This window comes from Polaromonas sp. P1_G4, assembly GCF_056405475.1.
Genome location: NZ_JBFUCA010000091.1, coordinates 1 through 11375, shown reverse-complemented (window position 1 = coordinate 11375; position 11375 = coordinate 1). Strand labels below are relative to the sequence as shown.

The 11375-nt window shown below is 64.0% G+C and carries 8 protein-coding genes; 6 read left to right on the top strand and 2 right to left on the bottom strand.

The window, feature by feature from the left end:
• Together AC1D1X_RS06800 and AC1D1X_RS06795 are read left to right on the top strand one after the other, a co-directional pair.
• A partial coding sequence (locus tag AC1D1X_RS06800; RefSeq protein WP_477698022.1) for a response regulator occupies positions 1-3688 on the top strand: 3688 nt, incomplete at its 5' end.
• A gap of 32 nt (positions 3689-3720) precedes the next feature.
• Positions 3721-5868, top strand: coding sequence for a response regulator (locus tag AC1D1X_RS06795; RefSeq protein WP_477698021.1), 2148 nt, complete (start codon positions 3721-3723; stop codon positions 5866-5868).
• 137 nt (positions 5869-6005) lie between these two features.
• Here the strand turns inward: AC1D1X_RS06795 and AC1D1X_RS06790 are convergent, their stop codons facing one another.
• Entirely contained in the window at positions 6006-6473 is a 468-nt protein-coding gene (locus tag AC1D1X_RS06790; protein ID WP_477669599.1) for a universal stress protein, read from the bottom strand.
• Positions 6474-6542: 69 nt separating this feature from the next.
• Positions 6543-6926, bottom strand: coding sequence for a TraR/DksA family transcriptional regulator (locus tag AC1D1X_RS06785; protein WP_477669598.1), 384 nt, complete (start codon positions 6924-6926; stop codon positions 6543-6545).
• 242 nt (positions 6927-7168) lie between these two features.
• Here AC1D1X_RS06785 and AC1D1X_RS06780 point away from each other — a divergent pair, with 242 nt between their 5' ends.
• The 4 genes from AC1D1X_RS06780 to AC1D1X_RS06765 form a co-directional block, all read left to right on the top strand.
• Positions 7169-7774, top strand: coding sequence for a hypothetical protein (locus AC1D1X_RS06780; protein ID WP_477669597.1), 606 nt, complete (start codon positions 7169-7171; stop codon positions 7772-7774).
• 30 nt (positions 7775-7804) lie between these two features.
• On the top strand, positions 7805-10357 hold the full coding sequence (locus AC1D1X_RS06775; protein WP_477669596.1) for a cation-translocating P-type ATPase: 2553 nt from the start codon (positions 7805-7807) through the stop codon (positions 10355-10357).
• A 145-nt stretch (positions 10358-10502) separates the two neighbouring features.
• On the top strand, positions 10503-11033 hold the full coding sequence (locus AC1D1X_RS06770; RefSeq protein ID WP_477698020.1) for a flavodoxin family protein: 531 nt from the start codon (positions 10503-10505) through the stop codon (positions 11031-11033).
• 57 nt (positions 11034-11090) lie between these two features.
• Positions 11091-11375, top strand: a 285-nt coding sequence (locus tag AC1D1X_RS06765; RefSeq protein WP_477698019.1) for a poly-beta-hydroxybutyrate polymerase N-terminal domain-containing protein, incomplete at its 3' end; no start/stop codon positions are given.

The window sequence follows — 11375 nt, the reverse complement described above, 5'->3', positions numbered from 1 at the left end:
CGTGAAGGGCGAGATCCTCGAGTTAAAGAACACCATCAACACCATGGTGGATCAGCTGCGGTCATTTGCCTCTGAAGTGACGCGGGTGGCGCGCGAGGTGGGTACCGAAGGCAAGCTGGGCGGGCAGGCCGATGTGCAAGGTGTGGCCGGTACCTGGAAGGATCTGACCGACAACGTGAACTTCATGGCCGGTAACCTGACATCACAGGTGCGCAACATCGCCGACGTGACCAAAGCTGTGGCTGCCGGTGACCTTTCCAARAAGATCACGGTGGACGTGAAGGGYGARATYCTCGARCTCAAGRMCACCATCAACACCATGGTGGAYCAGCTTCGCTCGTTTGCKTCYGAAGTGACGCGGGTGRCACGAGAAGTRGGCACCGARGGCAAACTGGGCGGCCAGGCTGACGTGCAGGGCGTGGCCGGTACCTGGAAGGATTTGACTGACAACGTGAACTTCATGGCTGGCAATCTGACCAGCCAGGTGCGAGGCATTGCGCGCGTGGTGACGGCCGTGGCCAACGGCGACCTGGAGCGCAAGCTGACCGTGGAAGCCAAGGGCGAGATCGCCGCGCTGGCCGACACCATCAACGGCATGACTGACACCCTGGCCACCTTCGCCGATCAGGTAACCACGGTGGCGCGCGAGGTCGGCGTGGAAGGCAAGCTGGGCGGGCAGGCCAAGGTGCCCGGAGCCGCCGGCACCTGGAAAGGCCTGACGGAGAACGTGAACCAGCTGGCTGCCAACCTGACGACCCAGGTGCGCGCCATTGCCGAGGTGGCCACTGCCGTGACGCAAGGTGACTTGACGCGGTCCATCACGGTCGAGGCGCTCGGTGAGGTGGCGGCGCTGAAAGACACGATCAATGAAATGATCCGCAACCTCAAGGACACGACCCAGGTCAATACCGAGCAGGACTGGCTCAAAACCAATCTCGCCAAATTCAGCCGGATGCTGCAGGGCCAGAAAGACCTGGTGGCCGTGGGGCATCTGATTCTCTCGGAGCTGGCACCGGTGGTTGGCGCGCAGCAGGCGGAGTTTTATGTGCTGAGCTACACGCAAGAGAGGCCGCGCCTGCGTCTCATGGCCAGCTACGCCTCCGAAGGGCAGGGCGCTTACGGCAAGGAAATCGACTTGGGCCAGGGCCTGATAGGCCAGTGCGCTTTCGACAAACAAAAGATCTTGTTGACGTCCTCGCTACCGCAGGGCCTCAAGATATCGTCCGGCCTCACCGAAGTGGCGCCTATGGACATCCTGGTGCTGCCCATCATCTTCGAAGGCCAGGTCCGCGGTGTGGTGGAACTCGCCTCGGTCGAGCGATTCAACCCAACCCACCAGGCTTTCCTGGACCAGCTCACTGAGAGTATCGGCATCGTGATCAACACGATTGAAGCGAATATGCGCACCGAGGACTTGCTGACCCAGTCGCAGTCCCTGGCGCAGGAGCTGCAAAGCCGGCAGGAAGAACTGCAGCAGACCAACGAGGAACTGCAGGAAAAGGCCCATCTGCTGGTCCAGCAGAACGACGAGGTGGAGCGCAAGAACCAGGAGGTCGAACAAGCCCGGCAGGCACTGGAAGAAAAGGCCAAGCAGCTTTCGCTCACGTCCAAGTACAAGTCGGAGTTTCTGGCCAATATGTCGCATGAGTTGCGCACACCGCTGAACAGCCTGCTGATCCTGTCCGATCAGCTGTGCAAGAACTCGGAAGGCAACCTGACCAACAAGCAGGTGGAGTTTTCCAAGACCATTCATTCCTCCGGCAACGACCTGTTGATGCTGATCAACGATATCCTGGACTTGTCGAAAATCGAGTCGGGCACGGTGGTGGTGGACGTGAACGAGCTGCGGCTGTCCGATCTGCAGATGTACGTCGAGCGCACTTTCCGCCATGTGGCCGAAGCCAAGAATGTGGATTTCCTGATCACTACCGGGCTGCAGTTGCCGGTTTCCATGGTGACCGACGTCAAGCGCCTGCAGCAAATTCTCAAAAACCTGTTGTCGAACGCCTTCAAATTTACGCACCAGGGTCATGTGGCCCTGGCGATAGAAGAAGCCTTTACCGGCTGGAGTCCGGACAACGAGGAACTCAACCGCGCGCAGCAGGTGCTGGCGTTTTCCGTCACTGACACAGGTATCGGTATTTCCGCCGACAAGCAGCAGATCATCTTTGAAGCCTTCCAGCAGGCTGACGGCAGTACCAGCCGCAAGTACGGCGGTACCGGTCTGGGTTTGGCCATCAGTCGCGAACTCTCGCGCCTGCTGGGCGGCGAAATACGCCTGTCCAGCGCGCCGGGAGAAGGCAGCAGCTTTGTGCTCTACCTGCCGCTGGTCTACGCTTCGACGCGCGTAGCGCGCAAACAGGGCAGCAGCGCCGAGCAGCGCTTCGAGCCGGCCGCGCCGATCAGCCGCCTGGGTTTCGAGAAGATGGAAGTCGCCTTCGATGATTCCGTTCTGTCGCTGGACACGCACTCTGCGGCCAATGAGGCTGCGGATGACCGGCACACCATCCAGCCTGGCGACTTTGTGCTCCTGATTGTGGAGAACGACCTGGCCTTTGCCAGCTTTTTGCTTGATGCCGCAAGGGCCAAGGGGTTCAAGGGCCTGGTGACGTCGCTGGGGGCCCGCGCCCTCACGCTTGCCGCCGAGTTCAAGCCTTCGGCCATCACGCTGGACATGCATCTTCCCGACATGGAGGGCTGGCGCGTGCTCGAGCGCATCAAGCAGGACTTCAGCGTCAGGCACATTCCGGTTTGCGTGATATCCACCGACGATTCCAAGGAGCGCGCCTATCGATCCGGCGCCATGGCATTCATCGAGAAACCGATTCCAGCCAAGGAAGTTCTCGACGAAATGCTGGATCAGCTGCACCGTTATGTGTCGCGCCCGGTGCGGCACGTGGTTGTTGCCCTGATGGACGAAGCGTTGCGTGCCGAGGTCACCGGCCTGCTGGGCGGCAGCCATGTTCAGTGCCTCGCGGTGCCGTCACTGGCGGACGTCAAACCCGAGGACTTCGCCCGCTTCGAATGCGCCGTGATTGATGAGGCGTCACTGGCGAACGGGTTCGACCGCTTGCGAAATGCCTCGCCCGCAGCCTCGGTGCTCGGGCCGCTGCAGATGGTGGTCTGGCGTGAAGGCATGATCGATGCGCAGCTTCAGCCTGCTTGGCAGTCACACGACGGCTATTTTTTCCGCGAAGCCAGGTCTGTCCCCCGGGTGATAGACCTGGCCCTGCATGCCCTGCATGTAAGCGAGGCGCGCATGACGGACAGGCAGCGCAGCACCTTGCGAAACTTCCACGATGCCAACAAGTCACTCGCGGGAAAAAGGGTACTGATCGTCGACGATGACATGCGCAATATCTTCGCTCTGGCCACCGTGCTGGAGGGGGAGGGCATGGACATCGTCTGGGCTGACAACGGCCACGACGCCATTGCCAAAGTTGCCTCCGATCCGCAGCTCAGCGTGGTACTGATGGACATCATGATGCCGGTGATGGACGGGCTGGTCACCATGCAGGAGATTCGCAAGCTGCCGGCCGGCAAGACCTTGCCCATGATCGCGGTCACGGCCAAAGCCATGAAGGGGGACCGCGAGAAATGCATAGAGGCCGGCGCCTGGGACTACCTCTCCAAGCCCGTCAATACGGAAAACCTGCTGGCCGTGCTGCGTGCCTGGTTGCCCCGGTGAGTGCCGTCCTCATGCCGCAGGAGCCGGCAAACATGCTGAATCCGGACCTGGTCAACATCCTGATCGTCGACGACCTGCCGGAGAAGCATGTTGTCATGAACAGCATCCTGGAAGAACTGGGGCAAAACATCGTCAGCGCCCGCTCGGGCCGGGAGGCTCTGCGCCTCATCCTGCAGATGGAGTTTGCGGTCATCCTGCTGGACGTCAACATGCCCGACCTCGACGGGCTGGAGACCGCCAGCATGATCCGGCAGTACAAGAAGACAGCGCAAACGCCCATTGTTTTCATCACGGCCTATGTGGACGAGGAACAGGCCGCCAAGGGTTACGCGCTGGGCGCGGTGGACTACATCTCGTCGCCCGTCGTGCCTGGGGTGTTGCGCTCCAAGGTCAAGGTTTTCGTCGACCTGCACCGCATGAACCGGCAGCTTCAGCAACAGGCCGTCGAGCGCGAGGCGCTGGCGCGGTCCGAGGCGGCACGCACCGCTGCAGAGGATGCCACGCGGCGCGCCGCCTTCCTGTCGGATGCCAGCCAACGCCTGTCCATGTCCCTTAATATCGATGCCACTGCCCAAGCGCTGGCGGATATCGCCGTACCGGACCTTGGCGCCATGGCGGCCGTCGCCTTGCTGGACAGCCATGGCGAACTGCACTGTCGCTGCCTCAAGATTGCGGGTGGCCCGGATCCCTCCGCGGGCCCTGTCGTACTCGAATGCCATCGCRAGTTGAGCGCCTCCATGGCGGCGACGGTCCGCAGCGCCATGCTCTCGCGGAAGATAGCGTTTCTGCCCGCAACGGAATTGTGCGCGGCGTCGACGGCCTCCGCGGCAGCCCCGCAGCCTGCCTGGCCGGAGCTGCCGGCGGACCATGAGGAGATGGCTATTTGTCCGCTGGTCGCGCGTGAGCAGATGCTGGGCGCACTCATCCTGTTCGGCAAGGCCGGCGGTTTTGCGCAGGCGGACGCCGCCCTGCTCAGCGAGGTGGTGGGCCGTGCCTCTATTGCAATGGAAAACGCCAGACTCTATACGCTGGTTCAGGAAGCGGATCGCCGCAAGAACGAGTTCCTTGCCATGCTGGCGCACGAGCTCAGGAATCCGCTGGCTCCGATCAGGAACGCAGTGCACATCATTCACAGTTCCCATGTGGTCAACCCGAAAGTTGCATGGGCGCGTGATGTCATTGCACGGCAGGTCGATCACATGTCACGAATGATCGATGATCTTCTGGACGTCTCGCGGATCGTCAGGGGCAAGGTGACGGTTCACATGGAGCCGGTCCTGCTCTCGACATTGTGCGAGCATGCAGTGGAGGCCAGCAGCCCGCTGCTGGCAGCCAGGAATCAGGAATTGACTGTCCGTCTTCCAGCTGAAGCCGTGGTGCTCCAGGGCGATTTGGTGCGCTTGTCGCAAGTACTTTCCAACCTGCTGAACAATGCCTCCAAGTTCACGGATCAGCATGGAAAGATCGAGCTGAACGCTTCGCTGCAGGAGGAGGGCGTCACCCTGTTCGTATCAGACAACGGCCAGGGCATTGAGCCCGAATTCCTGCCGCATGTATTCGACCTCTTTGCCCAGGGCGATCAGGCTCTGGACCGCGCGCAAGGCGGCCTGGGTATCGGCTTGACACTGGTCAAGCATTTGGTCGAGTTGCACAACGGCAAAGTAGAGGCTTATAGCGAAGGCAAAGGCATGGGAAGCCGGATATCCCTTTATTTTCCGGCGAGGATTTCAGGCAACGATGCCGGTCTTCCTGTGGTGGCTGCGCCGGCGGCCGCCAAACCGGTGGCTGCTGTTCCCCGAAAAGTCCTTGTAGTCGACGATTTATGCGCTTCCGCAGAAACGCTGCAAGTGCTGCTGGAGCTGGAAGGTTTTAATGTGAGGATCGCGAATGATGGTGCGTCAGCGCTCCATATCGCCCGGGAATTCGTGCCGGACGTAGTCATCCTCGACATCGGTTTGCCCGGCTTGGACGGCTTTGAAGTTGCTCGCCAGCTGCGCAGTCGCCCGGAATCGAAAACAACGCTGCTGATTGCCTTGACCGGCTACGGCGAAGCCGAAAGCCGGCTGCGCTCCCAACAAGCGGGTTTTGACCATCATGTGGTGAAGCCCGCAGACATCGAATCTCTCCTGGCTATGGTGAGCCAGCCGCGAGTGGAAACAAAAGCCATGGGCGAACAATAGCTCGAGAGGCAGGTCGAAGAGGAATGGTGGGCAACTGCTGCGAGTCTGACCCGCACCCATCACCCGTAAGTCCTTGATTTGGCTGGATTTATTTCTGCGCCAGGGTCAAAGTGTTCACGGGGCATGCAGCAGTTCCGCTAGCCCGAACTCGCTTCCGGCGGTGCACTGCGAATAACCAGTACAGGCACAGGCGACAGTCGCAATATTTGCTCCGCGCCACTGCCCAGCAGCACGCGCCCTATGCCGCGCCTGCCGTGGGAGCCCACCACCACAAGGTCGGCACCCCATAGCTTGGCTGCCGTGGCCATGACTTCGCCGAGGCGCTTGCCGGATTCATCGAGCAGTGCCTGGCTGGCTTCGATACCTGCCGACTGGGCGACGGCCATTGCGTCGGTCAATACCTTGGCGCCGCCTTCGCGCATCATGCCGGCCAGGTCGGCCGAGTACGTGCCATGGGGATCTATCCCGCCCAGGTAGGCCATTTCATTGACGACATGCACCAACCGCACGCTGGCGCTGGTTTCACGCGCGATCTGCAGGCCAGCGACAAGGGCTTTGGTGGCGGTGTCGCTGCCGTCCACGGGAATCAGGATTCGCTTGAACACGGTGGTACCTCACGGGAGTTGAAACGTCATGAAKATTGACGATTCCCGGGGACAAACTATTGATGCGGATCAACTGCCGGTGGGCTGGTGCGGCATTTTTTCGCTGGCAGTCTGGCACGACACACAGAATGCGGCGGCCGGCAGCGCTTCCAGGCGGCGCAGATCGAGCGGCTTGCCGCATCCAGCGCATTGACCGAAGCTGCCTTCCCGCAACCGGCGCCGGGCCGCCACCACCAGGGAAAGCTCGGCAGTGGCTCGCGCCGTGTCCATCGCCGCCATGTCGGACTGCGACTCCCGCTCGGCCAGGTCCTTGAAATCCTGCACCTCGCCGCCGGCCTGGTCAGCCGCGAGTTCCTTTTTGTTTCCCCTATCCAAGGCGTCCCGTAATTCGGTTTCGCGCCGGGCCAGGATGCCGCCGAAGTGTCCTGCCAATGTGTTGTCATAGTGCTTCATGAAGAGGCCTGAAAAAAGTGGATGGTCTTTGTGTCTGCTTCAACCGCGATTTTCATGACGCTAGAGAAAACCGATGTTGATCTGGCGCAAGCAGGGGAGAAGCAGGGGCCGCGCCAGAGGCCTTGAACGACGCTTCCAATCCTGCATAAAGTGGCCATTGCGTGCCAGTTGCGCCAAGTCAAATGCGTTGTCGCCCGGTGTGGCCATCATGGTGGACCCCCAACTTCGTTGAAAGGCCGACCGTGAATACCCAGACTTTTGTGATTGCCGCCGCCTTTGCTGCAAGCGCCATGGGCTACGCGGCAGGTGATGCCCGGGCCCAGGCCCCTGAAAGGGCCCAGGCGCCGACCGGGGCCGCCAGCGCGCCGGCCGGCGTGGCCGCGCGGTCAAAGGCGGCCGCGCAGAAAGCTGCACAAGAGGCGGCCGATTCCGCCCGCGCGGCGGCCGACCTGGTCAAACTCACGCTGCAGCTGGCGGAGACCGCCGCCCAGGACGTCTCGAAGCGGACCGCCGCGAATATCCGGGAGCAGGCGCTCAAGGCGGACGAAGCCGCAAGAAAGGCCCGCGAAAAGGCCGAGCATGCCGCCGCGACGGCCACCGACGACATGAAAAAGCTCACGGCAAAGGCGGCCGAGGCGGCCAGGCGGGCGGCGAGCGCAGTGCGCGCGGCGTCGGGTCGCGCCGGGGAAGCGCTGCGCAAGGCCGGCCAGTCCGACCAGGCGCAAACACAGAAGGCCATGAAGGCCACGCAGGATGCCTTGAGAAGCGCGGACAAAGCCGCGCAGGAATCGGCCGAGGCCGGCAAACAGGCGGCGGACAAGGGCGCGGATTCCGGCGCCAAAAAATAGCTGACGGGCTGTGCGGATCGCGCCGGAACCATGAACACCGCAGCCCGAGCCGCCGCCCCCCCGCGTGAGCCGGCGCCCGCGGCCCCGGGACTGAGCGGCGAGGAAGCTGACGCGCGGTTGCGCGCCGACGGGCCCAACCTGCTGCCCGGAAGCGAACCGCAAAGCTTTGGGTGGATCGCACTGGGTGTCGTCAAGGAGCCCATGTTCCTGATGCTGCTCGCGGCGGGCACGGGTTACCTGGTGCTGGGTGACACGGCCGAGGCCACGTTTTTGCTGGCCTCGGTCTTGCTGATCGTCGCGCTGACGCTGTTCCAGGAACGCAAAACGCAGCGGGCGCTGGAGGCCTTGCGTGAACTGTCGGCGCCGCGCGCGCTGGTCCTTCGGGACGGCAGAGAGCTTCGCATTGCTTGCCGCGAAGTGGTCTGCGGGGATGTGCTGGTGCTGCGCGAAGGCGACCGCATCGCCGCCGACGCGGCCTTGCTGGAGGGCGCCCTTGAAGTCGACGAGTCGCTGCTGACCGGCGAATCCGTGCCCAGGCCCAAATTGCCCGAGCCCGAGCAGCGGGACGGCCTTGGACCCGATGGCGAAAGCGGCGCATCGGTTTACGCCGGTACGGTGATCACGCAGGGTACGGGCCTGGCCCGGGTGCATGCCACCGCGGGCCGCACCGCGATGGGCCGCATCGGCGTGGCCCTTGCGACGACGCAGGCTCCGGCCTCCAGGCTGTACCGGCAGTCGCGGCGCATCGTGCGGGGATTCGCCGGCGCCGGGCTGGCCGTCGCCGCGCTGCTGGTGCTGCTGGCCTGGCTCAGGGACGGCCAGGGCTTTGTCGCCAGCCTGCTGCCGGCGATTGCTTTTGCGATGGCGGTGCTGCCGGAGGAGATTCCCGTCGTCCTCGCGGTGTTCCTGGCGCTGGCGGCCTGGCGATTGTCCCGGCAGAAAATCCTCACGCGCCGGGTCGACGCCATCGAGGTGCTGGGCGCGATCACGGTATTGGCCGTGGACAAAACCGGCACCCTGACGCAGAACCGCATGGCGCTCGTTGAGCTGGCGGGTGCGGATGCCGTGTTCAAGGCCGGCAGCGATGCGCAGCTTCCTCCCGCGCTCACGGGACTGCTCGAATGCGCGATGCTGGCCACGCCGCCGAAGCCGTTTGACCCCATGGAAAAAGCCATACGGGTCCTCGGGGATTTGCGCCTGGGCCCGGATTCGACAGCGCGCCAGGGCACCGCGCCGGCGCTGCAATATGCGCTCACGCCGCAGCTACTGGCCGTCACCCATGCCTACGGCGGCGAGATCCAAGGGCGTTATTTCCTGGCCACCAAAGGCGCGCCGGAGGCGGTCATGGACTTGTGCCGGCTCCCGGGGCTTCAACGCGAGGCGGTGCAGCAGCAGGTGCAGGACATGGCGGCAAGAGGCCTGCGCGTGCTCGGTGTGGCGAGCGGTGAGTGGACGGGTACCGCATTGCCCGAAAGCCAGCAGGGCTTCACGCTGCGCTTTGCCGGCTTGCTGGGCCTGGCCGATCCGCTGCGGCCCACGGTACCGCAAGCCGTCCAGGATTGCCGCGAGGCGGGCATACGCGTGATCATGATGACGGGGGACCACCCTGTGACGGCCAGTGCGATCGCCCGACAGGCGGGCCTGCCCAATCCCTCCGACGTGCTGACCGGTGCGGACATCGATGCGCTGGACGATGCCTCGCTGCGGACCCGCTTGAGGAACGCAGCCATCTGCGCGCGGCTCAGGCCCGAGCAGAAGCTGCGGTTGGTGCGCGCGCTGCAGGCCGACGGCGGCACGGTGGGCATGACGGGCGACGGCGTCAACGATGCACCCGCGCTCAAGGCCGCGGATGCCGGGATCGCCATGGGCGAGCGCGGGACCGACGTGGCGCGCGAAGCCGCGGCCCTGGTGCTGCTGGACGACAGCTTCGCCAGCATCGCGACCGCCATACGCCAGGGCCGCCACGTCGACGACAACATCCGCAGCGCCGTGCGCTTCGTCTTCGCGGTGCACGCGCCCATCGTGGCGCTTGCTCTGGTTCCCGCCTTGCTTCGCTGGCCCGCCCTGTTGCTGCCCGCGCAGATCATCCTGCTTGAGCTGATCATTGATCCGGCCTGCTCGATATTGTTTGAAGCTCAGCCGGCGGATTCCCAGCTGATGCGCCGTCCGCCCAGGCCGGCCGCGGATTCGCCGTTTGCCTTGCGCAACATGGTCTATGGCCTGTCGCAAGGCTTTGGCCTGGCCTTTGTTCTGCTCGCGGCCAATTGGTCCCTGCTGGAGCAAGGCTGGCCCGCTGCCGAGGTGCGCACGACGATGTTCGTGAGCCTGGTCGCGGGCCTGTTCCTGCTGGTGCTGGTTCACCGGCATTCGGTGCATATCTTCAGGAATCCCTGGCTCCCGCGTCTGGCCGCCGCCGTGGCCGCGCTGCTTTCGCTGGCGCTGTGGGAGCCTTGGCTGCGCGGGGTCATGGGCTTTGCCGCGCCGTCCGGGCGGGGCGCCGCCTGGCTGCTGCTGATCCTGGGCGCCATGACGCTGTGGCTGCTGGCCCTGCGCTTTGTTTCAACGGCATCGCGCAAGGCGTGAGCGGGGGAGAGTCCTGCGGCAAGGCTGCCGCCCTTGATGTACGTCAAGGGGTGAGCCGGTCGCCTCCCATACCCTTGCTGGTGCCCGGTACCAGACCAGCGCCCGACCAAGCGCCACCGAGCCCAACCTTCGAAGGAACAGAATCATGTCCAACTCCACCCTTATCGTCTGTTATTCCAATACCGGCACCTCGCGCCGCGTGGCCGACCTGCTGGCCAGCCAGTTCCAGTGGCCGCGTGGCGAGGTGCGCGAAACGCGCTCACGCGCCGGCACCGTGGGCATGCTGCGCTGCGTACTGGATTCGCTGCTCAGGCGCCATCCCGAGATCCGCTACGAGGGGCCTGACCCGCGCAGTTTCGGCACGGTGGTGCTGATCGCGCCCATCTGGCTTGCCGAGCTGGCCGGGCCCATGCGCAGTTTTGTGCGCGACCATACCTCCAGCCTCAAGCGGGTTGCCGTCATCTCGGTGATGGGCGGCAAGGGCCCCACCAATGCCTTCGCCGAGATCGACCGGATACTGGGCCGTCCGCCCATCCTGTCGACCTCGTTCACCGCGCGCGAAGTGGATGACGGCAGTTACGCGTCCGACCTGAACGTCTTCGGCGCCGCGGTCCGGGACCACGCGAAGAAGGACGATGTGGTCCGGCCGACGGACCTGTCGCCCAGCGCCGTGTGAGCGCGTTCCTTCCTGCCGCCGCGGTGCCGCCGTTTTTTAACCACCGGAAACCGGAACATGCCCGCCGAGCTGACCATTGCGCCCGCCGGGCCCGCGCCCGCGGATGTGCCGCTGCAGCCTTTGCTGGCCCGCATGGCCAACGGCATTTCGCCCGCATCCGTACTACTGGCGCAGGCCGACTGGCTGAGCCACCTGGCGGCATCGCCGGGAAAACAGGCGGAAATGGCCGCCACCGCCTGGCACRAGCTGCTCCAGTGGACGCAATATGCCGGTCATTCCTGCTACGGCCGCTCAGCTGCTCCAGTGGACGCAATATGCCGGTCATTCCTGCTACGGCCGCTC